The 22,847-nt window shown below is 46.3% G+C and carries 19 protein-coding genes; 10 read left to right on the top strand and 9 right to left on the bottom strand.

Annotated elements, in window-relative coordinates:
* Nucleotides 1-6 precede the first annotated feature (6 nt).
* Both tamB and tamA read right to left on the bottom strand, forming a co-directional pair.
* Nucleotides 7-3,879, bottom strand: a complete 3,873-nt coding sequence (gene tamB, locus A8140_RS02075; RefSeq protein WP_005528571.1) for an autotransporter assembly complex protein TamB — start codon at nucleotides 3,877-3,879, stop codon at nucleotides 7-9.
* Complete coding sequence (gene tamA / locus A8140_RS02070) at nucleotides 3,876-5,591, bottom strand: autotransporter assembly complex protein TamA (protein WP_005528569.1); 1,716 nt, start codon at nucleotides 5,589-5,591, stop codon at nucleotides 3,876-3,878. The genes tamB and tamA overlap by 4 nt, the downstream gene beginning before the upstream one ends.
* 166 nt (nucleotides 5,592-5,757) lie before the next feature.
* On the opposite strand from tamA, the gene msrA reads away from it, so the two are divergent.
* The gene (gene msrA / locus A8140_RS02065; protein WP_005528567.1) at nucleotides 5,758-6,396 is read left to right on the top strand and encodes a peptide-methionine (S)-S-oxide reductase MsrA; all 639 of its coding nucleotides are present in this window, start codon (nucleotides 5,758-5,760) and stop codon (nucleotides 6,394-6,396) included.
* Between the two features lie 49 nt (nucleotides 6,397-6,445).
* Here the strand turns inward: msrA and A8140_RS02060 are convergent, their stop codons facing one another.
* A complete protein-coding gene (locus A8140_RS02060; RefSeq protein ID WP_005528565.1) occupies nucleotides 6,446-6,646 on the bottom strand; it encodes a DUF1107 domain-containing protein in 201 nt (66 codons plus the stop codon).
* A 216-nt stretch (nucleotides 6,647-6,862) separates the two neighbouring features.
* On the opposite strand from A8140_RS02060, the gene A8140_RS02055 reads away from it, so the two are divergent.
* The 7 genes from A8140_RS02055 to A8140_RS02025 all read left to right on the top strand — a co-directional run bounded on the left by A8140_RS02055 (nucleotide 6,863) and on the right by A8140_RS02025 (nucleotide 12,504).
* The gene (locus A8140_RS02055; protein WP_005528563.1) at nucleotides 6,863-7,414 is read left to right on the top strand and encodes a YtfJ family protein; all 552 of its coding nucleotides are present in this window, start codon (nucleotides 6,863-6,865) and stop codon (nucleotides 7,412-7,414) included.
* Between the two features lie 164 nt (nucleotides 7,415-7,578).
* A complete protein-coding gene (locus A8140_RS02050; RefSeq protein ID WP_005528562.1) occupies nucleotides 7,579-7,878 on the top strand; it encodes a DUF2607 family protein in 300 nt (99 codons plus the stop codon).
* Between the two features lie 98 nt (nucleotides 7,879-7,976).
* Complete coding sequence (gene zrgA, locus A8140_RS02045) at nucleotides 7,977-8,690, top strand: zinc uptake protein ZrgA (protein ID WP_005528561.1); 714 nt, start codon at nucleotides 7,977-7,979, stop codon at nucleotides 8,688-8,690.
* A 52-nt stretch (nucleotides 8,691-8,742) separates the two neighbouring features.
* On the top strand, nucleotides 8,743-9,471 hold the full coding sequence (locus tag A8140_RS02040; protein ID WP_005528560.1) for an ABC transporter ATP-binding protein: 729 nt from the start codon (nucleotides 8,743-8,745) through the stop codon (nucleotides 9,469-9,471).
* Nucleotides 9,468-10,727 (top strand): ABC transporter permease, encoded by a 1,260-nt coding sequence (locus A8140_RS02035; RefSeq protein WP_005528559.1) that lies wholly within the window; start codon nucleotides 9,468-9,470, stop codon nucleotides 10,725-10,727. Before A8140_RS02040 ends, A8140_RS02035 begins: the two co-directional genes overlap by 4 nt.
* Before the next feature lie 5 nt (nucleotides 10,728-10,732).
* The gene (locus tag A8140_RS02030; RefSeq protein WP_005528558.1) at nucleotides 10,733-11,227 is read left to right on the top strand and encodes a DUF3299 domain-containing protein; all 495 of its coding nucleotides are present in this window, start codon (nucleotides 10,733-10,735) and stop codon (nucleotides 11,225-11,227) included.
* A gap of 371 nt (nucleotides 11,228-11,598) precedes the next feature.
* A complete protein-coding gene (locus A8140_RS02025; RefSeq protein WP_005528557.1) occupies nucleotides 11,599-12,504 on the top strand; it encodes a TIGR03899 family protein in 906 nt (301 codons plus the stop codon).
* Between the two features lie 90 nt (nucleotides 12,505-12,594).
* On the opposite strand, the gene cysC is transcribed toward A8140_RS02025, so the two are convergent.
* The 5 genes from cysC to cobA all read right to left on the bottom strand — a co-directional run bounded on the left by cysC (nucleotide 12,595) and on the right by cobA (nucleotide 18,463).
* On the bottom strand, nucleotides 12,595-13,212 hold the full coding sequence (cysC, locus tag A8140_RS02020; protein WP_005430514.1) for an adenylyl-sulfate kinase: 618 nt from the start codon (nucleotides 13,210-13,212) through the stop codon (nucleotides 12,595-12,597).
* Between the two features lie 24 nt (nucleotides 13,213-13,236).
* A complete protein-coding gene (locus A8140_RS02015) occupies nucleotides 13,237-14,961 on the bottom strand; it encodes an SLC13 family permease (RefSeq protein WP_005528556.1) in 1,725 nt (574 codons plus the stop codon).
* A 210-nt stretch (nucleotides 14,962-15,171) separates the two neighbouring features.
* Complete coding sequence (gene cysN / locus A8140_RS02010; RefSeq protein WP_005528550.1) at nucleotides 15,172-16,602, bottom strand: sulfate adenylyltransferase subunit CysN; 1,431 nt, start codon at nucleotides 16,600-16,602, stop codon at nucleotides 15,172-15,174.
* An 18-nt stretch (nucleotides 16,603-16,620) separates the two neighbouring features.
* Nucleotides 16,621-17,529 (bottom strand): sulfate adenylyltransferase subunit CysD, encoded by a 909-nt coding sequence (cysD, locus tag A8140_RS02005; RefSeq protein WP_005430587.1) that lies wholly within the window; start codon nucleotides 17,527-17,529, stop codon nucleotides 16,621-16,623.
* 58 nt (nucleotides 17,530-17,587) lie between these two features.
* On the bottom strand, nucleotides 17,588-18,463 hold the full coding sequence (gene cobA, locus A8140_RS02000) for a uroporphyrinogen-III C-methyltransferase (RefSeq protein WP_005528549.1): 876 nt from the start codon (nucleotides 18,461-18,463) through the stop codon (nucleotides 17,588-17,590).
* A 275-nt stretch (nucleotides 18,464-18,738) separates the two neighbouring features.
* Between cobA and cpdB the strand changes: the two genes are divergently transcribed.
* Nucleotides 18,739-20,700, top strand: a complete 1,962-nt coding sequence (cpdB, locus tag A8140_RS01995) for a 2',3'-cyclic-nucleotide 2'-phosphodiesterase (protein WP_038862672.1) — start codon at nucleotides 18,739-18,741, stop codon at nucleotides 20,698-20,700.
* A 97-nt stretch (nucleotides 20,701-20,797) separates the two neighbouring features.
* Complete coding sequence (locus A8140_RS01990) at nucleotides 20,798-21,370, top strand: Crp/Fnr family transcriptional regulator (protein WP_005528548.1); 573 nt, start codon at nucleotides 20,798-20,800, stop codon at nucleotides 21,368-21,370.
* Nucleotides 21,371-21,436: 66 nt separating this feature from the next.
* On the opposite strand, the gene dbpA is transcribed toward A8140_RS01990, so the two are convergent.
* The gene (gene dbpA / locus A8140_RS01985; protein WP_005528547.1) at nucleotides 21,437-22,816 is read right to left on the bottom strand and encodes an ATP-dependent RNA helicase DbpA; all 1,380 of its coding nucleotides are present in this window, start codon (nucleotides 22,814-22,816) and stop codon (nucleotides 21,437-21,439) included.
* Nucleotides 22,817-22,847 lie beyond the last annotated feature (31 nt).

Raw genomic sequence — 22,847 nt, 5'->3', positions numbered from 1 at the left:
CTAAGCTTAGTTGAATTCAAACTGGTAGAGCAGATCAACCGCACTATCGACGCCCGATACCGCCTCTAGGTACAGGTCTTTCATCAAACGATAACGAACAGTAAATTCCCCCAAGGAGTTAAAAATACCTACACCATACTTCACTTGCAGACCTGGTAAGATATAACCACTTACCGTGACCTGAGAGTCATCACCCGATCCAGCCGTGTCCAATTGCAGGTCTTGTATTCCAAAGGCTTCACCGATCTCACCCACGACCTTACCGCTCTTAGCCAAACTCAGACCAATCAACGTCGTCGTCATTGCGTTGCCACCTGACTCCGCATCAATATCTTGACCGCGCAACAGATAAGACAGAGCATTCGCTTGTGGCATTGCCGGGGTCGAGAAAATTTCTAAGGTCGGGTCACTTGCCGGGCCTGTAACTCGAACACCGGCTGTCACATCATCTTGAGTGTTATCCGGGTTACGAATCGCTTTGATGGATAAGTAAGGTTGATCTGCTGGGCCATTCATCATGATCTTCCCTTCTTCTATCACTAAATCTTGGCCGAAAGAACGATAAGAACCATCAATGATATTCACTTCACCAACGATAAATGGTCCTTTGTCTTTTTGGGTAACATTAAGCTTACCTTGTAGATTTCCGTTGAACCCAAAAGCTGAGAGTTCAAAGTCGTCACCAATATCGATATCAACATCTGTGACAACCTTGAAAGGTAATTTTGTTGTGTTGTTGAGAGGACGAACATTAGCACTCAAAATAACGGTATCAGAAGACACTTTTACCGCAGTTGGAGGTAACTCATCGATCAATACTCGCCCCCAAGGTAAATCGATTTTACCGTCAATTTTAGCCATATTTGGCTGAATTCTTATCGTCATATCAGGCTTTACAATCGCTTTACCCATCGGAGATAAGTCTACTTTTAACTCTTCAGCAAAAACATGAGCACTTGAGTTCCAATTATATAGGTCCTGCCAATCAGCCGCACCATCAACGGATAGTTTTCCATCTGGGGTCAAAATATTGGCATTTAACTCAGCTTGATGTCCCTTAAACTCCAATGCCACCCGACCTGAATTAATGTCAATCGGTGTAATATCACCTTGAACCTTAAGCTTATCGATCAAAAGCTGACCATTCACTTTCGGATGCATCACGTCACCAGAAAGAGCCAGATCTGTATTCATGTTGGCTTTGAATAGGCTGTACTCACCGAGCAGTGGCGCTAAGAAGTCTAAATGGAACGTCGAAAGCGACACTTTACCGTCAATAGTTGGGCTCTCTGACGAGACATCATTTAACGACACCTTACCGGATAAATCGCCGTTGTCTGTAACATCAAATAACCACTCAGCATTCAGTTTATCTTGGGCTAACTTAGCTTTCAGGCTGACACTGTCCCAGCCGACCTTAATTGGCTGTTCTAGCGCTTGCTCAACCTGACCTTTTGGCATATCCACATTCACCGTCACTTCCGGTTTCATGTCTGGTGACCATTTTGCGTCAGCATTCGCGTTCACCGAGCCTTGAAGCTTGGTCTCTGCTGGTAAGAACTGTTTAATTTGGTCAAAGTCAAAGTTAGTGATAGCTAACTTTGCTTCACCGCTCTTACCAACACTGATGTCTTCCGTTAGACACACTTTTGAGTTTGCTTGCAACCAACAATGTGCCTGTACATTTGCAATCTGCTTATCGATGTTAACCTTAACTGCCGTCGATTTTTGTAGCGCCCAAGGGCCTTGGGGGGTACTTAGCGTTAAGCGACGCAATGCTCCATCCCAGATCATTTCTGGCTTTTGCTTGAAGGTACCTTCGATCTCTAAACTACTTGAAACAACGTCTGAAACCACATCCAACGTGAGTTGGTGCAGCTTCTCATCGCCTGTCACTTCAAGGTCCGCACTATCGATTTTGATGTCATCGTAAGTGATGTTTTTCGCAATTAAGCTGACATCGGCTTTTGGCGCAGGCAGTGGAGTCACATCGCCTTTCAGCGTAATGGTTTCTACCTTCGCTTGTTGTTGCCAATTCACTTGGTTAAGCGCGAGATCTAAGTTGATGTCTGGCTGTTTCAGACTACCGCGAAGTGCGATATTACCATTCATATTACCGCCAAGATCCGGTACACTTTTCGCGAAATCGGGGAAGTTAACCTCAACATCCATTAAGATTTGCTTGTCGATCTTACCTTTTGCTCTCAATGAGTTGGGGCCGTGGGAAAAAGCTAAACCTTGTGTGTTAAGCTGAATATCCTCGCCTTTACCCGTCTTGTCAGACGCCTTTAGCTGACCTTCAATATTTAGCGGGTAGCCACGCAGAATACCGTCGATGTCCAGTTTAGGCAGACTTACTTGCCAGCCACCTTGATCGGTTAGTGAACCTGAAGTCGATAGACTACCGCTGATATCACCTTCAGCTTCTGGCCATTGTAAACCTGGCTGAATGTTCTTAAGGTTTAGATCGGCTTGCCAGTTGATTGGCGCAGCCCAGTTGGCCATCACCTTACCCGCTAACTCACCGCCTAGCGTTTTGACAACAATGCTGTCTAAATCAATCTGTTCTAGGGTGCCTTTGCCGTTTAACGCCACATCCACAGCAGGAATATCTTTACCCGACGCCTTGGTATCTAACGCAACGGTGTAGCCCTCTAGTGAACCTTTGGCGACTAGGCTAGGAACAGAAACTTGATAATCGCTCTTACCAGTCAATGGCCATTGCGCAGCAACATCTTTCAGCTTGATATCAAATGGCAACTCAGGTTTAAGCGATTGAATTTGACCTTCAATCGTCGCTTTCACCAAATCAGACAGCGTCGCCTGCAATGATAAATCGCCAACCGAGCCAGACGCAGAAAGCGATAGTTTCTGCCCCTTTACGTCCGCTTGTTTAACCAGAGCGTCAATCTGCGCTTGAATTGGGTAATCGGCCGATAATGTCACTTGCGTACTTAGCTGGCCCTCGACTTCTGGCATATCAAGCTTTAGCGTTTTGACATCGACTTTATCACCACCAGCCGTTGCCTCTAGCCCTAAGTGGTGAACAATCACAGGTGTGTCACCCACTAATTTAAAGTCATGAATATCGAGACGTTTTGCTTCAACGGTCAGTGGAATCCATACCTCAGGTAGCACAATCCCTTCAGGCTTCGTTTCAGCCGTAGGTTTAGCTTCCTCTGCGGTTGGCGTTTTCGCCTCTTTAGGCTGGCTTTCAGTTGCCTTTGGTGTCGCTTTAGCTTGCTCGCTCTTGGCCTTTGGTTTCGAATCTGCTGCTTGTGATGGCTTCTCTTCTGCGGCTTCGTCACTTCGTGCAAGTGCCACATTAATCGCTTTCAATGCCGTTGGAGCAATCACCAAGCGGTCACCTTGCATCGACAATGCGGTAGAGAATTCTTGCCAATCAACCTTGTTACCTAAGATGTTCAGGTTAATATCGTTAAAGCTGACTTTATTGACGAAGATTGGCACTGGTGTGCTGATGGAGCGCAGCGGTGGTGTTTCTTCTTCCGGCTCATCACTTGCCGGTGGCAACTCTGGCATTTGGAAGTTAACACCCTGTAGCGCGAGCTCATCCACACACACTTTAGGGTCAAAGAAACAACGGAAGTTCATCGCTAAGGTTAAGCTTTCCACCTTAGCATCAACATGGAGAGACTCATCCACAAAGCTGACGTTATGCAGCGCAAAGCGTGGGAATAGTGAGCCTTGAATTTGCTCGACTTTAAGTTGCGGTAACGCTTTTTCTGCCCCCCAAAGTGCCAACTTTAGACCTGGGTGGGTAAATAGAATGGTGCCGACTAAAATCGCCAGCAACACAATAAGAGTCAGTAGGCCGATTGAGAACCATTTCGTCCACTTCAGTGTTATTCTCATCATAGCTCTGGCCCCAAAGAGAAGTGGATACGGAATTCTGGAGCTGGATTGGCGTCTAGGCCCCAAGCAAAGTCAAAGCTCACCGGGCCGACCGGTGATGCCCAGCGGACACCAACACCCGTACCCGATTTCCATTCAGGTTTTTTATTAAACGCGTCACCAATGTCATAAAATACCGCGCCCCACCAGTTGCCGTATACACGATATTGGTACTCTAAGGTACTGGTTACTATGTACTTTGCACCGGTCAGTGAATTACTTGAATCTGTTGGCGAGATCGATTCGTAGCCGTAACCACGAATGTTGTTGTCACCACCAGCGAAAAAACGCAGCGATGGCGAGAGTTTTTCAAATTCATCAGTGATGTTGGCGCCGCCTTCAAGACGGAATAGACCCCGGTGATTTTGCCCGATACCACGAATCCAAGATGTGCGACCTAGCAAACGAAGTACGCGAGTTTCAGACAGCAGCGCTGGGTCACCGTACTCAACCGTTACACTCTGTTTGTCGCCCCACATTGGCATGTTACCACCACGAGTCCGTGTACGGGAGAACGAAGCACCAGGTAAGACAAACTGCACACCATCTTCTTGCAAGCCTTGCGAAAAGTTTTCGTACAAGTGGCGTACATACAGTGTTTTATGCCAGCCGCCATCAGTAAGCCAGTGGCGCTCTACCGCAAGACTCGATTCCAAGCTTTCCGTATCTCGGTTATCGAGATGCTTCAAACCAAACTGAAGTTGATAGTATTCGTGCAATACGTCATCAAGAGGGATCTTATAGCCAGCGGTGATGGTCTGCTCAGGTTTAGACAGAGAAAGCGCGGTATCAAAGCTGTGGCCTCGCGCACTCACCCATGGTTTTTTCCATTTCAACGTACCGCGCACACCAGTATCAGTTGAGTAACCAATACCCGTTTCAATTTGGTTTTTCGCAGCAGGTGCAAGTGAGACTTTGATTGGTAGGTCTCGACCATCGTCTAACTTGGTGAGATCAGGCTCAACAAACACCGATGAAAACCAATCCGTATTCGAAAGGTTCTGGTTGTATTCACCCACTTCAGAGACTAAGTAAGGCTGACCCGTTTTGAATGGTCGCAATGAGTCAACGCGATCTTCCCAGATCTGGCTACCTAAAATTTCAACCGAACCAAAGTGATAACGGATCCCACTGTCATAATGCAGACGAACGTTAGCTTCATTGAGCTCTGGTACCACCTCTAGACGACTCAATTTAAAGTCACCATTAAAATAGCCACGCTGCAACGCTAAATTTCGAATACCTGATTTCAAACTATCGTAATCACCTTGATTGAGTACTTTACCTACTTTCAAAGGGGTTTCTTTGATTAACCTTACAAAAGCCTTGTCTTCCTTTGCTTCCCCCTCTAAAACAATATCCATTGTTTTGATCCGAACTGGCTCTCCGGGTGTAACATGAACAACCAGATCGTCATTTTTTTCAGAGAACAAACCATAGGCAATTTTAGGGTCATAAAAGCCCAGAGCATTCAAAGCCTCTGTAATGCTTTGTTCGACTCGAGAACGAAAACGCAAAGTGTTCGCATACTCTTTTTCGGGGATAGAAGACAGATAGGCGTCAACATTATCTTTTAACTCACCGTCTATCCCTTTAATATTTAGAGACATTTTGGCATGAGCGCTGTAAGAAAAGATAAGCGAGCTGGCGATTATTAACAAAGCTTTTTTTATCATGCTTTTTTAGCTAAAAGAGTTAAGTAAACATAAACAATAATAACGCCAATTAAAGGCTAAGTCTGTAATATTAATAGGTTTACCACGGTCTATGTCATGACAACATCATATTCAGACTGAATACAATCATTCGCAAAATTAAGACTCGTATTGAAGGACAAATACCATGCTCAACAAACAGATAATGATCAGTATAGAAGATGCGCTGCCAGGTAGAGAGGCATCAATGCAAATCGATGACACGCATTTTGTAAATCAGTCGAGTTTAACGGCACAGCCGCAAGCTCACCAACAACAGATTGTATTAGGAATGGGTTGCTTCTGGGGAGCAGAGCGATTGTTCTGGCAAATTGAGGGCGTGGTATCCACATCCGTCGGTTACGCAGGGGGTTACACACCAAACCCAACATACGAAGAAGTGTGCACAGGCAAGACAGGCCATACCGAAGTGGTCCGAGTGGTCTTTGATGAGCGCGTGATTTCTCTTGAGCAATTGCTCGCCACATTTTGGGAAAAGCACGATCCAACACAAGGGATGCGCCAAGGCAACGACTTAGGAACTCAGTACCGCTCTGCGATTTACACCTATTCACAAGAACAGCAAGACGCAGCCGAACGTTCAAAGGCCCAGTATCAGCAAGCTCTGCAAGAAGATCAACGCTCAGCCATCACGACAGAGATTGAACCTGCTGGTCCGTATTACTTCGCTGAAACTTACCACCAGCAATACCTAGCGAAAAACCCGAACGGCTACTGTGGTTTAGGTGGCACTGGGGTTTGCTTCCCACCAAGCCTTCAAGGTTAAGCCTAAACTAAAAAGAGCGACGAAAGTCGCTCTTTTACAATTCTTGTCATTACACTGGGAGAGATAAAATTGCTTGATTTACTTCTCTAAATACAGAGAGTTGTTGGGGGTTTTTGATATCAGGCAACAGCACTTTTCCGTTATCAAAACGGAACTGACCAACACCTGCAATTGAAAACTGGCCTTTGAATAAAGTCTTAACGAAACGCGCCACCTGACGTGGACGGTAAACAGCAAACTCACGTAGCATAACCACCTCAATATCCTTTTGAGAAAACACCGATTGCTCTTTCCATGGCAACCTTTATGCGCAATTTGCGACAGGGTTCATTCTATCAAATTCCGTTCTCAAAGCAACAAAATTAAAACACCATACGTTAAAGAATTGTTATAAACGGTTCTACATTTTTATTAACTGTAAGTATATACTTGGGAAGTCTCACACACCCATATGGAACATAACAATATGAAAACTAAGACTCTCCTCCCTTTTTTCCTTGCTCTTGCTCCGGGTCTAGCACTGGCTCACAACTTATCAGTTGGTGAAAGCGTGCCAGCGGCGAAAGTAGACGCCTACGGTGAAATCGTATTACAAGGTGAAGGCGTGGCTTATCAACCTTGGGCAACGCAACAAATGCTTGGTAAAGTTCGTGTCATTCATGCAATCGCAGGACGCAGTAGTTCAAAAGCAATGAACGCTCCACTAATGACAGCGCTCACTGAAGCGAAATTCCCGGAAGATGCTTACCAAACCACGACCATCATTAACCAAGATGATGCAGTTTGGGGAACGGGGTCGTTTGTCAAATCATCGGCGCAAGACAGCAAACAAGAATTTCCTTGGTCATCAATGGTCCTAGATGAAAATGGTGTAGTGGCAAGTAGCTGGGCTCTACAAGAAGAAAGCTCAGCCATCATTGTGCAAGACAAGCAAGGTAAAATTCTCTTCATCAAAGAAGGGGCTCTCAGCACGGATGAAATCAACCAAGTTCTTGGTCTAATCAAGCAAAATATATAATCTTAATTGCTCCTTGCCGTCTTTAGGTGAGGAGCAAACTCCCGAAAACTTGCTTCTAAGTTATTATTTCATCACAGATAATCCATCTCCATTTCATAAAAGAGTGAACTTTTCTGCCAAATGGGTGTTATATTATAACACTAGGTATCGTTTCGGGCTTTAAGATGCACTATCGCTGGCAAGCAATCTCACATCATTGGCGTCGCACTGTGGTCTTACTCAGTGTTGCGTTACTGATCGCTTGGAATTTTGCCACTATCGCTCATCAACTTGACCTAGTCCCGGAGCACCACAGCCACCATCATTGCCAAATGTTTGCTGGCTCACATCATGGTCTGGCTAAGGCTCAACCAGAGCTCCTCGCACCAACTTATCAACGCTCGACATACTCAGACGTGATCAAAAAACGTTTAAATGTCAGTGATGTGCGCTATACAGCACGCGCGCCGCCTATTTTTGCTTAAACTTAAGAAGCCTCCATACTAGAAATTAAACGAGTTGCTAACTACATGATTTAAATTAGCAATCTCAATAAAACATTTAAGCAAATTAGGAAAAGAAAATGCCTTCTAAACACGCTCTAGCTCTTGTTATCGGTCTATCTCTAGCAGCAACCGCAAACGCAGAAGAATATCGTCAACACGAAGCACACGTGCACGGCCACGTAGAATTCAATATTGCTCAAGATGGTAAAGACCTACTGATCGAAATCACTTCTCCAGGCGCGGACGTTGTTGGCTTTGAACACGCACCTGAAAACGCCGAACAAGAGAAGGCACTTGGCGATGCTGTTGCTGCTCTAAAAAACACCGACCAGTTGTTTGCTATCAACAAACAAGCGAAATGTGTGATTGAAGATGTTCACGTATCCCACACCCTAGGCCAAGATTCTCATGAAGGTCATGAACACCACGACCATGAGGGCCACGATCACGATAAACATGACCACGAAGGTCACGATCATGACAAACATGGCCATGACAAGCACAAAGACCATGATCACGACGAACATGCACATGATGATGACCACCACGATCACGAAGGTCATGAACATCACGACGAGCATGAGGGTCACGATCATGAACACGGCGGCCACGGTGAGTTCACAGCAGAATACCGCTACCACTGTGACTCTGTTGCTGATCTAAACAGCATCAATACCACTTGGTTCAAGCAATTCCCTGCAACAGAATCAATCAGTGCAAACCTATTCACTGACACCACTCAGTCTGCGACTAGCCTAAGCAAAGACAACGCAAAGATCGCAATTAAATAAATCACATGGCGTGTAAGTACTTACTTACACGCCATTGCTTTGGTAATTTATTATGACTGAAACCACGTCAAACGTTGTTGAGCTCTCTAATGCCCAGTTTGTCTGGCCCGGCTCTGAAAACGCGACCATTAACATCCCCCAGTTACACATTGCTCAAGGCGAGCATGTCTTTATCAAAGGCCCAAGCGGCTGCGGTAAATCGACTCTGCTTGCCCTGTTAACAGGCATCAATACGCTCACATCCGGTTCACTGTCTGTATTAGACACCGATATCGCGAGTTTGAGAGCGAGTCAAAGAGACAAGTTTCGCGCCGATCACATTGGCTATATCTTCCAACAATTCAATTTATTGCCTTATCTCAATGTGATAGAGAACGTTCTTATTCCATGCCAATTCAGTAAAATTCGCCGCGACCGCGTTACTCCAAATGCTTCAACGACATCACTGGAAGAACAAGCGACGACGCTACTGGAGCGTTTGCGTTTACCTAAAGCCCTGCATGACAAACCGGTATCAGAGCTCAGTATTGGTCAGCAACAACGTGTCGCAGCAGCGCGTGCTTTGATTGGTCAGCCTGAACTGGTGATTGCCGATGAGCCCACATCGGCACTCGATCATGACAACCGCAAAGCATTCATTGAACTCTTGATGGAGCAAGCCAACCTTGCCAACGCGACGTTGGTCTTCGTCAGTCATGACCCGACGCTAGAATCCTTATTTGACCGAACACTTAATCTGCCTGAAATCAATCAAGCGCAAACCCTAGGAGCCGCATCATGAGTGCTGTTGTAAAGCTCGCTTGGAAAAGCCTGATGAACCGTAAAGCGACCGCTATTCTCACCATCATGACGGTTGCCATTTCTGTTGTTCTATTATTAGGCGTAGAGCGCATTCGAACCCAAGCCAAAGATAGCTTCGCTAATACTATTTCTGGAACTGACCTAATTGTCGGAGGTCGCTCAGGGCAAGTGAACCTGCTGCTGTACTCAGTATTCAGAATCGGCAATGCCACCAACAATATTGACTGGAAGAGCTACCAAGAGTTTGCGAACCATCGAGCCGTCGATTGGGCAATCCCAATCTCGTTGGGTGATTCACACAAAGGCTTTCGAGTGATGGGCACCAACCACAGCTATTTCGAACATTATAAGTACGGAAGTAAGCAACCACTCACCTTCTCAGAAGGTCTAGAATTCAAGGGCTTATTTGAAACCGTACTTGGCTCTGATGTTGCGAAACAACTCGGCTATAAAATTGGTAGCGAGATCATCATTGCCCATGGCATCAGTGATGTTGGCTTTAGTCGTCACGACAACTTGCCATTTAAAGTCGTCGGTATTCTGGCTCCGACAGGCACGCCAGTGGATAAAACCGTCCACGTTTCCCTAGAAGCAATTGAAGCAATTCACGTCGGTTGGGAAAGTGGCGCTCGCTTGGGCCCGACACCGAGTGCCGCAGACCTCAAAGCCAGAGATTTTCAACCAAAGCAGATCACTGCGATGCTGGTCGGGTTGAAATCACGCATCCAGACTTTTGCTCTGCAAAGACAAATCAACACTTATCCGAAAGAGCCACTTAGTGCCATCATGCCGGGCGTCGCTCTGCATGAATTATGGGGAATGATGTCGGTTGCAGAACAAGCACTGATGGCAGTCTCAGGCTTTGTAGTCGTGGCAGGTTTATTGGGTATGTTGAGTAGCTTGCTGACCAGCTTACAAGAACGCCGCCGTGAAATGGCCATCCTGCGCGCAATGGGGGCAAGACCTAAACACGTCTTCTCGCTACTGATCAGTGAAGCAAGTTTACTCACGTTTGCTGGCATCATTACCGGCGTTGCGGGCTTGTATTCCATTCTTGCCCTCTTGCAACCAATAATCCAACAAAGTTATGGTATACACCTAACCTTAACGGCACTGTCGCCGTATGAATGGATGTTGCTTGGCTTTGTACAGTGTGCAGGTATTGTGATTGGCTTCATCCCTGCATTCCGTGCTTACCGACAATCGCTCAGTGATGGAATGACAATTAGGATTTAGTAAAGATGTGGAAAAAGATACTCGCTAGCTGCTTGCTACTGATTTCGTTCACTGCGCCAGTATTGGCAAGTGATGAACCGTTGAAACTCGACTGGATTGATCTAGTCCCTGAGAATGAGCGCAAGATGTTCGACAGTGTCGGCATGCCTGCGACTGACCACACCGGTGGAGCAGCATTACAGTCAAAGATTGGTAATGTTCGTCCAGAACTGAACGGTAGCAAGGTAAAAATCCCTGGCTTTGTGATCCCATTAGAGGGTGACGCGAATACAGTGACGGAATTTTTGCTGGTGCCATATTTTGGCGCTTGTATCCACGTTCCACCGCCGCCACCAAACCAGATCATCTACGTGAAATTTCCGAAAGGAGCGCCAGTACAAGAGTTGTGGGATGTTATTTATGTCGTGGGGACATTAAAGACCGAGACCATAGAACATGAACTGGCAGAAACGGCCTACGTGATTGAAGGCTCATCAATTGAAGACTACGATGATATGTAGCTTGTTTGATAGCTAATAACTTGGTTGCTAATCAATAAATCTGTTGATTAGTAGAATAGATACACTAGGCGTCGCTTCGGCGCCTTTTTTATGCCTGCCAGATATATATTTCGTTATACGATATAGCGAGACAAATACGCGAGTATACCGACATACAAAACCAAAAGTAGCGCTATCGACAGGTGTTTTCTCAGTTTGCTTACGTCTGAATATCTCATCACCCCTCCAAAATAATGATAACAATTTTAACAACTCATTATCATTTTGAATAGCCCTATTCTGTCAAAATCCGGACATGCCTCTCTGGTCGAGAAAACAGGAAAGGTGTAAATTTAAGCAAGTGCTAATCGCCAGCCTTGGTAGGAAATAAAATGGCAGAACCAACAAAGCAACCTGTTGTTATTGAACACGAACCCACACAACAAAAACACACTCACCACGAAAAGAAGTCTGGCTACATCAAAGACAGTGCGAGCCGTGTTCAAAGCATTGCTCAAATCTACGGATTAGATGCTTTGTTGCACAACGATCCTCCAGCTAAAACTGCACTTGAACGCGCTCAGTTACGTGAACAACGCCGCCAAGAACAAAGACAAAAGAACTTAGAGCAAATCCTCAAACTGGCGCACAGCTCATGTCGAGATGAGACCGCTGGTGAGCCAGACCAAGACTGGTTGTATCGTTTTTTCGATATGGCGCAAGACATCCACAACAGCTCAATGCAAAAGCTCTGGGCGCAAGTCATGAAGCGCGAAGTGACCAACCCCGGCTCAACTTCGATGAAAGCACTTAAAGTGTTGAAAGACATGTCGCCGAGAGAAGCCCAAACTCTGCAACGTGCCGCGACGCTAGCGTGCAGTTTTGGTGGAGATAGCAGTCGCAAACTGCTGATTGGCTACAAAGCGCATGGCGGAATATTCAGTTTTGGCAAACGTGATACCACCAGCAATCTCAACATGGGCAGCTTCCAACTGCCTTATTCGAGCTTGTTAGTATTGATTGAATTGGGACTGCTGCACAGCACTGAATTAGAGTCAGGAGAGATTGGCATTGAAACGCCTTTGATGCTCACCTATCAAGGTAAAAACTTATCACTGCAGGTAAATACCAAAGGCGTGCGCCTGTTGTACTACCGCTTTACTCCGACAGGTAATGAGTTGTGTAAGCTGCTTGGTAACAAGCCTAATAATCAATACTATGACCAGATGCTAGCGCTTCTAAATCAGAGATTTAGCGTTCATAGCGAAGCCAAAACCACAGTAAACCACACCGTTTAGTACATAAAAAAGAGCTTTTGGTCACCTATGATCCAAAAGCTCTTTTAACTGCTCAGTGACTTTTTGGCCACCTATGATCCAAATGCTTTTTTATCGGATCACACCGCGTTGTCTAAGGTCGATTAAACACAACTCCACCAGCTCTTCGACACTCTTTTCGCCGGCTGGCAAATCAATTTCTGGGCTTGCTGGAGCTTGGTATTCAGAGTCAATACCGGTGAAATTCGGGATTTCTCCTGCGCGTGCTTTTTTGTACAAGCCTTTCGGATCGCGACCTTCACACACTTCTAAAGAAGCATTGACGAACACTTCAATAAACTCGCCCTCTGGCAACAGATCACGCACCAATTGACGCTCTGCACGGTGAGGAGAAATAAATGCCGACAGAACAATCAAACCCGCGTCTGCCATCAGTTTCGCCAGTTCACCAATACGACGAATGTTCTCGCGACGGTCTTGCTCAGAAAAGCCTAAGTCGCTACACAAGCCATGACGAACATTGTCGCCATCAAGTAAATAAGTGTGATAACCCAATTCGGCTAAGCGATTTTCCAATGCACCTGCCACCGTTGATTTGCCCGCGCCAGATAGCCCAGTAAACCAAAGTACCGCAGGCTTCTGCTTTTTTAATCCAGCACGAAACTGTTTATCAACCGAGTGCTGATGCCAAACGATGTTTTCATCTTTTACCGGAGTTTCGGCAGTCATAACGTATCCTTGTAAATTTACAGATTAAAACGGAAAGAAGACCGGAATCAGCGTCAGTACTAGCACTGAATACACGATGGAAATCGGCACGCCAATTCGCACATAATCGGTCAATTTGTAATTCCCTACGCTGTATACCAACAAATTGGTTTGGTATCCGTAAGGAGAAATAAAACTGGCACTGGCGCCAAACAGCACCGCCATAATGAAAGGCATTGGGTCAACGCCATAACCTACCGCCATGCTGTAGCCAATAGGGAAAGACAGCGCCGCCGCTGCATTGTTGGTCACGAGCTCAGTTAGCACTAAGGTCATAATGTAAGTGGCGACTAGCGCACCAAACACACCCCAGCCATTAAATGCTTCAATAAACATATCGCCCATTCGCACTGATAAACCGGATGTAATCATCAACTGGGCGATAGACAACGCCGAGCCCACAATCACCACAATATCGATTGGGAAGCGGCGACGAAGTTCGGAAAGTTGAATCACACCAAAAGCAAGTAGCGCAATCAGATAAGCTGCCAGACCTTTGATAATCGGTACGAGCTCTAGCAACGCACAGCCAATCACAGCGGCAAAGCCAAATAACACCAAAGCCGATTTGTTGGCGTCTAAACGCGCGCTGGAATCCAGATCGTTCACCAACACAAACTCTTTACGGTGAGCACGGCGTTCCGTCTCAAAGCGCTTACCGGGTACCAAAACTAACGTATCGCCCGCAGCTAAAGTGATGTTACCTAAGCCTCCTTCAAGACGTTCATGGCCACGACGAATCGCCACAACCACCGCATCAAAACGGTCACGGAAGCGGCTCTCTTTCAGGGTTTTATGACAGAAGGTCGCCGATGAGCTGACTACCACTTCAATGAAGTTCTGTCCGTTAAGGTGCTGATGGCCAAACAGCGTTAAACCTGGAATTTCTTGCAATGTTGCGACACTCTCTACATCGCCACAGAACAGCAGCCGGTCTTTAGCGTTGAGGACAAAATCAGGTCCAACAGACGGAACCGTCACACCATCGCGAATTACTTCAGCAAGGAACAACTTTCTCAGGGCACGCAGGTTATTTTCGGTAATAGTACGACCAACCAAAGGTGAACCAGGCTCAACACGAGATTCTAGAAAGTAAGGTAAATCTTCTTGGCTTTGGTCATCGTAATTGGGCAACAGATAACTCAGCGGAATAAGAATAAGCACACCACCCACCAACACCGCTAAGCCAATCATGGTTGGAGTAAAGAAGCTCAAACTTGGCAGGCCGGCATCTTCAACAAAACTGTTGATGATTAAATTGGTCGAGGTACCAATCAATGTCAACGTACCGCCAAAAATCGCCGCATAAGAAAGCGGAATCAAAAGCTTAGAAGGCGCATGTTGTTGGTTGCGTTTAATCGCGCCAATTAATGACACCACAACCGCGGTGTTATTCGTGAAAGAGGAAAGTAAAGCGGTAGAAAAGCCCAACTTGGCAATCACACTGCCGAGATGGCCTTCAGAAATACTGCGACTGACCCAACTGATCAATAAGGTTTTTTCTAATGCGCTCGATGCGAGGATCAGCAGCACTAGGGTCAGAAGTGAAGAATTAGTAAAGTTTGCCGCAATGGTATTGAGCTCAATCATCCCCGCCATAAAGGCGATGAAAGCGGCTCCAGCAAATACGTAACTTGGTTTAATTTTGGTTACGAGTAAACAAGTGATAATGCCAAGCAAAATCGCTAATACAAATCCTTGTTCCCACATAGCCAATCCTTACCAATAAACCCGATACGGGCACAACAACGACTCGTGCAAACTTAGCTGCACGGAGTGACAAACGAGTAACCAGACAAAAAAGCAAAGCAAGCGAAAAAGAACGCCAGAATGCTCGGTTTCTTGGGCTTCCGGAGCATTCTGGATTCGGGGGAAATCAGCCTGACGGGTTTCGCAATCCAGTCAGGCTAGGTGAACCAATTACTTCTTCAATAACTGGCTCAGATCTTTAGCTTCCCAATGTGGGAAGTGCTTACGAACCAAAGCATTGAGTTCAAGTTCGAACGCTGAAACATCCGCAAGACCACGCTCAACAGCCGCCAAACTTTCTTTCACCATGCCGGCACCTACTGTTACATTGGTTAGACGATCGATGATGATGAAGCCGCCGGTATCGGCACAATCTTGGTAGTTATCCAATGCGACAGATTCGTTCAGCGACCACTCACACAAACCAATGCCGTTGAGTGGCAATTCAGCTGCACCGTGAGTCGAAAGATTGTTGATGTCGTACTGATGACGAATCGCTTCAACGTGACCAACCGTCTTCTTACCAGCAATCTTAATGTCGTAATCACGACCTGGTTGCAGCGGTTGCTCTGTCATCCACACTACGTCAGCCAACAAGTGGTTGGTTGATTCCACTTGTGCATTTTCCAGCACCAGCAAATCACCACGACTGATATCAATTTCGTCATTCAGAGTCAGCGTAACAGCCAGACCTGCTTGTGCTTCCTGTACATCGCCATCAAAGGTCACGATGCGTGCAACGGTTGAGGTTTTGCCTGATGGCAGCGCCTTGATCGCATCACCTACTTTCACTGAGCCTGATGAAATCGTGCCCGCAAACCCACGGAAATCAAGGTTAGGACGGTTTACATACTGAACAGGGAAACGGAAGTCGCCTTCGCCTTTCTCGTGGTCAACATCCACAGTCTCAAGTAGCTCAAGCAAAGATGGACCTTCAAACCAGCTTAAGTTCTGTCCTTTCTCTACTACGTTGTCGCCTTCTAGCGCTGACAACGGAATGATTTGGATATCCGTCTCACCCGCTAGGTTTTCTGAGAACTGCAGGTACTCATCGCGGATCTCTTCAAAACGTTCTTGTGAGTAATCCACCAAGTCCATTTTGTTGATAGCAACGACGAAGTGTTTCAAACCCAGTAGGTTAGAAATGAATGAGTGACGACGCGTTTGGTCCAGCACACCTTTACGTGCATCAACCAAAATCACAGCTAAATCACAGGTAGATGCACCTGTTGCCATGTTACGCGTGTACTGCTCATGTCCTGGCGTGTCAGCAATGATGAACTTACGTTTCTGCGTCGAGAAGTAACGGTAAGCCACATCAATGGTGATGCCCTGCTCGCGTTCTGCTTGTAGACCATCTACCAGCAATGCCAAATCTGGCTTTTCACCCGTGGTGCCTACGCGTTGGCTATCCGAGTGAACTGCTGCTAGCTGATCTTCATAAATTTGTTTTGAGTCGTGGAGTAAGCGACCGATTAGGGTACTTTTACCGTCATCTACCGAACCACAAGTCAGGAATCTAAGTAACGACTTGTACTGGTGTTGTTTTAAATAGCCTTCAATACCAAGCTCGGCTAATTGAGCTTCAACTGCACTGTTCATTATCTTTCCTTAGATCCTTTAGAAGTAACCTTGACGTTTCTTAAGCTCCATCGATCCTGACTGATCGTGGTCGATCGCACGACCTTGGCGTTCACTTGAGGTTGCCACCAGCATTTCTTCGATGATGCCTGTTAGCGTGTTTGCTTCAGACTCAATCGCGCCAGTCAGCGGGTAACAACCCAAAGTACGGAAACGAACACTCTTCTCTTCAATCACTTCACCTGGCTCTAGCTTCATGCGGTCATCGTCTACCATGATCAGCATGCCATCACGCTCAACAACCGGTCGCTTGTCTGCAAGGTACAGAGGTACGATCTCGATGTTTTCTAGGTAGATGTATTGCCAGATATCCAGCTCAGTCCAGTTTGAAAGTGGGAACACACGAATGCTCTCCCCTTTGTTTACTTGACCGTTGTATGTTTTCCAAAGCTCTGGACGTTGGTTTTTCGGATCCCAGGTATGGTTCTTATCGCGGAATGAGTAAACGCGCTCTTTTGCACGTGACTTCTCTTCATCACGACGTGCACCACCGAATGCTGCATCAAAACCGTACTTGTTCAGAGCCTGCTTCAAACCTTGAGTCTTCATGATATCGGTATGCTTTGAAGAGCCGTGCACAAATGGGCTACAACCCATTGCTAGACCTTCTGGGTTCTTATGAACCAAAAGCTCAAAGCCGTATTTCTCAGCGGTACGATCACGAAACTCGATCATCTCGCGGAATTTCCAATCCGTATCTACGTGCAGTAGTGGGAATGGAATTTTGCCTGGGTAGAAGGCTTTGCGCGCAAGATGCAACATGACTGATGAATCTTTACCAATCGAATACATCATGACTGGGTTATCGAACTCAGCCGCAACTTCGCGGATGATATGAATACTCTCCGCTTCGAGTTGTTTAAGGTGAGTTAAACGTTGTTGGTCCATGTTTTGTCTTTCCTTTTTAAGCTTGAAGGCTCATTTGTCCCTAATCTTTGGTCTGAAATTATATGGAGCTGGCAATAGCACTTTTGTTGAATTCAGTACTAGACAAAAACCAGTCCAACTTTTGAGACAGACGCACAACTTCGCCGACAACAATCAAAGACGGAGCTTGAGCTTCTTTAGATAATTCAGATAGTTGAGAAAGTTCTCCGGTGAAAACTTTTTGCTGGATTTGCGTACCGCGCTCGATGATGGCTATAGGGGTTGAGGCTGCCCTACCATGTTTGATGAGCTGATTCTGAATATAGTGTGATTTCATCAGCCCCATGTAGATCACTAAAGTCTGATTCCCACGCGCGAGCGTCGACCAATCCATGTCGTCACTTTCTTCTTTCAGATGACCCGTAACAAACAGTGCTGACTGCGCATAATCACGATGCGTCAGTGGAATACCGGCATAAGCGGTCGCACCCGCAGCGGCAGTAATACCCGGAACCACTTGAAAACGCACACCAGCATCAGCCAAAACTTCCAGTTCTTCACCACCGCGGCCAAACACAAATGGATCGCCACCTTTAATGCGCACCACTCTGTAGCCTTGCTTAGCAAAGTCCACCAGCAGCTGGTTGGTCTTTTCTTGCGGCACACTGTGGTGCCCAGCACGTTTACCCACGCACACCAAAATGGTTTCGCTTGGAATTAACGCCATGATCTCGTCAGACACTAGGTAGTCGTAAAGCACGACCTCAGCTTGTTGTAGGCAGTTGAGTGCTTTCAGCGTTAATAGCTCAGGGTCACCCGGACCGGCACCAACAAGGGCAACTTCACCCGGTTGAAGAGATTGCTTGCTGAAACGCGGAAGATCGGCAGCTCGGTTATCCGAAACCAGCCGAGGCTTATTGATTGGGAAATTCGTTACTGAATCGTTAACTGCCATGTGCTTGCTCATCATCCATTGATATCGTTATGGATGGCATTATGGCGGTGGGTTTATATTACCGGAAATTCTAAAATTTCATTTTTTATTCAAAAAACTGCTAAGAAGCTTTTGTTAGGTCTCATTCAAAATGGTGAAAAAGGCATCAGCCTGACACTTTCCTCCGCATTTAATTGCCTAATGTTCACAGTTTTCTGCATCTTAGCCTGAGCTTGCACTAATATTTGTTACATTACGCTGTACGACCCCTCTATCCCATTTAATTGGAGCACCTCATGAAAATGGCAGTTAATCCCGTATCCGTCGCAGTTTTAAGCGGTATGTTGACGCTTGCAGGTCCAGCAATGGCGGACACTATTAAGCTACGTATTATCGAAACCACCGACATTCACACTAATGTGATGGATTACGACTACTACAAAGATCAGCCTTCTCAGCAAATCGGTCTTAGCCGTGCAGCGACACTGGTTAAGCAAGCTCGTGAAGAAGCAGTGAACAGTGTTTTGGTCGACAATGGCGACTTGATTCAAGGCAGCCCAATGGGCGATTACATGGCAGCGAAAGGGATTAACGCTGGCGAAATCCACCCGGTATACAAAGCGATGAACCAGTTGGATTACGATGTGGGTAACATTGGTAACCACGAATTCAACTACGGTCTTGAGTTCCTGAAAAACTCTATCGACGGTGCAAACTTCCCTTATGTTAGTGCTAACGTTTTCGACAAGAAGACAGGTGAGCACTACTTCAAACCTTACCTCATTAAAACGCACACGTTCAAAGACACTGATGGTCAAAGCCACGAAATCAAAGTGGGTTACATCGGCTTCGTACCACCGCAAATCATGGTATGGGATAAGAAGAATCTAGAAGGTAAAGTCTTCGCTGAAGACATCACTGAGACAGCGAAAAAGCTGGTTCCTCAGATGAAGAAAGAAGGCGCAGACGTGATTGTGGCGATTCCACACTCGGGCATTTCGACTGACCCATACAAGCTAGGCGCTGAAAACTCGGTTTACTACCTCACAGAAGTTGAAGGTATTGATGCGATTGCCTTTGGTCACTCTCACGCCGTATTCCCGGGTAAAGACTTTGCCAAGCTGCAAGGTGTCGACAACGCCAAAGGCACAATTAATGGCGTAACCGCAGTCATGCCAGGTCGCTGGGGCAGCCACGTTGGCGTAATGGACTTGATGCTGAAAGAAAAAGACGGCAAGTGGCAAGTGGTTGAAGGTCAATCTGAAGCGCGCCCTATCTTCGATAAAGCTAACAAGAAATCTTTGGCAGAAGCCGATAAAGGCATCGTGGATGCACTTGTTGATGACCATAAAGGCACACGTGAATTCGTCAACCAGCCAATCGGTAAAGCAAATGATGTGATGTACAGCTTCCTAGCGCTTGTACAAGATGATCCAACGATTCAAATCGTAAACCTAGCGCAGAAGGATTACGTGGAACGCTTTATCCAAGGCGACCCAGACCTTGCAGACATTCCAGTATTGAGCGCAGCGGCACCATTTAAAGTCGGCGGACGTAAAGACGATCCAAATGGTTTCACCGAAGTAGAGTCAGGTCAGCTGACTTTCCGTAATGCCGCGGATCTTTACCTATACCCGAACACGCTGGTAGCGATGAAGGTTAAAGGCAAAGAAGTTCACGAATGGCTAGAGTGTAGTGCAGGTCAGTTCAATCATATTGATGTTAACAGCACCAAACCTCAGCCTTTGATTAACTGGGATAGCTTCCGCACTTACAACTTCGATGTGATGGATGGTGTGAACTACCAAATCGATGTTACTCAACCGCCGAAGTACGATGCGGATTGTAAAGTGATCAACCCAGACTCACAGCGTATCGTGAACCTGACTTACAACGGTAAACCGGTTGATCCAAAACAAGACTTCATCATCGCTACTAACAACTACCGTGCTTACAGCGCAACCTTCCCAGGTACTGGTCCGGACTTCATCGCGTTTGATGCTCCAGATGAGAACCGCTCAGTAGTGGCCGCTTACATCTCTCGCATCAGTAAAGAGCAAGGCGAAGTGACACCAAGCGCGGATAACAACTGGTCTTTCGCACCAATCAAATCGGATAACAAACTTGATGTTCGTTTTGAAACCTCACCAAGTGATAAAGCTGCGCAGTTCATCAAAGAGAAAGGGCAATACCCGATGAAACGTGTCGCCACTGACGAAGTTGGTTTCGCGATTTACCAAATTGACCTGAATAAGTAAGGCAAGTTTGGCAATGATTTCAAGCGGCTCTCATGAGCCGCTTTTTTGTTGTCAGTAAAAACCGTTAGAATGAGAAAAACCGTTTCTGAGTTATCACATGCACAGCGATCTTTTTTCTGACTTAATCAATCATGGCTTCCTCGAAGACGAAGCGAATCAGCTAATTGAACATGGGCAACAGCTAGAGTTGCCAACGCGCCATATTCTCAATCACCAAGGTGAGTTCAGCTCTCATATCTACTTTGTATTAGAGGGCTTGTGCCACGCCAGTTATCTGACTGACAAAGGGAAGGAATTCAGTAAAGAGTTCTACTGGGAAAAGGATTGGGTGATTGGCTTTGAAGGGCTTATCAAGAATCAGCCATCGCCGTACTTATTAGAAACGCTGACACCTTGTCATCTGTTTTGCTTGCCAATTGAAGTGCTACACCAATGGCGTGAAGAAAAGCATCCTATCTATTTAAAGCTGCTCGAAGCACAATTAATGCATAAAGAAAACAAAGAACGCTTTATGTTGCTCTACTCACCAGAAGAGCGTTACCAACTGTTTTGTCAGCATTATCCAGACTTAGAACAGCGTATTACCGATAGCCAAATTGCCGCTTACTTGGGGATTACCGCAATCAGTCTTAGCCGCATTAAGTCGCGCTTAAAGAAAGGCAATGAATAAGATCAGGTAGGCAGGAAAAAACAAAGGCGCTCATATCGAGCGCCTTTGCATTAAATGAGGTTCTGCTTACTTCAGAATACGAGCACGGAATTGACGACCTTTCATCTTACCGTTGCTGATGGTTTGCAGTGCTTTCTTCGCCACAGACTTCTCTACCGCAACATAAGAACGCATCGCCATTAGCTGGATCTTACCCACTTGTGCACCCGTGATACCATTTTTACCGGTCAAACAGCCAAGGATGTCACCCGCACGTACTTTCTGTTTCTTACCGCCATCGATATTAATCGTCACCATCTTCGCTTGGTATGGCTGCTGAGTTGATTTCGCTGGCAGTGTTGCTGGTACCACATCCATCTCTAGGTACTCTTCAATACGAGCCACACGTAGACCATCTTTCTCACCAAAGAAACTGAACGCCAGACCTTTGCTGCCCGCACGACCAGTACGGCCGATACGGTGAACGTGTACTTCAGGATCACGAGACAGTTCGAAGTTAAAGACTGCATCAAGGTTGTCGACGTCTAAACCACGCGCCGCCACGTCTGTTGCAACAAGGATAGACACACTCTTGTTAGCAAACTGTACCAGAGCTTGGTCGCGTTCACGTTGTTCTAGATCGCCATGAAGGTCCACCACACTGAAGCCTTTGTGATGCAGTTCATCTGCCACATTCTGAACTTCTTTCTTGGTATTACAGAACACCACCGCTGACTCTGGCTGGTGCGTCAGTAGCAGGTTCGCCAAAGCTTCATCGCGCGCTTCTGAACCTTCAACGTTGTAAAAGTACTGCGCGATGCTCGACGTATCGTGTGTCGATTCTACTTTGATCATCTCTGGCGATTGCATAATACGTTGAGCAATCTGTTCGATCTTCTCAGGGAAAGTCGCACTGAATAGCAGTGTTTGACGTTGCTTCGGTGCTGCATCAATGATCGCATCGAGTGCGTCTTGGAAGCCCATTTCCAGCATGCGGTCTGCTTCATCTAGAACCAGCGTGTTTAGCTCTTCTAGGTTAATGCGACCTCTCTCTAGGTGGTCAAGGATACGACCTGGCGTACCTACCAGAATATGCGCGCCATGCTCTAATGAACCGATTTGCGGTCCCATTGGCATACCACCACACAATGTCAGTACTTTAATATTGTGAATACCACGACCTAACGTACGGATCTCTTTCGCCACCTGATCAGCCAGTTCACGCGTTGGGCACAACACCAAAGATTGTACACGGAAGCGCTTCACATTTAGGTTGGACAATACGCCCAGACCAAATGCCGCCGTTTTGCCTGAGCCTGTTTTACCCTGACCAATCACATCACGCTGATTCAAAATCGCAGGTAAGCTCAACGCTTGAATTGGCGTCATATGGGTGTAGTTCAATGATTCAAGCGTCTCTAGTAGCGCTGGATTAAGCCCTACTTGGTCAAAAGTTTGTTTGCTCACAGGGAAATATCCTCAGGTGGGATGAAAAAGA

The organism is Vibrio campbellii CAIM 519 = NBRC 15631 = ATCC 25920 (genome assembly GCF_002163755.1).
GTDB classification, from domain to species: Bacteria; Pseudomonadota; Gammaproteobacteria; order Enterobacterales; family Vibrionaceae; genus Vibrio; species Vibrio campbellii.
Note: the sequence above shows the minus strand (reverse complement) of the source record. Positions and strands in the feature narration are given on the sequence as shown.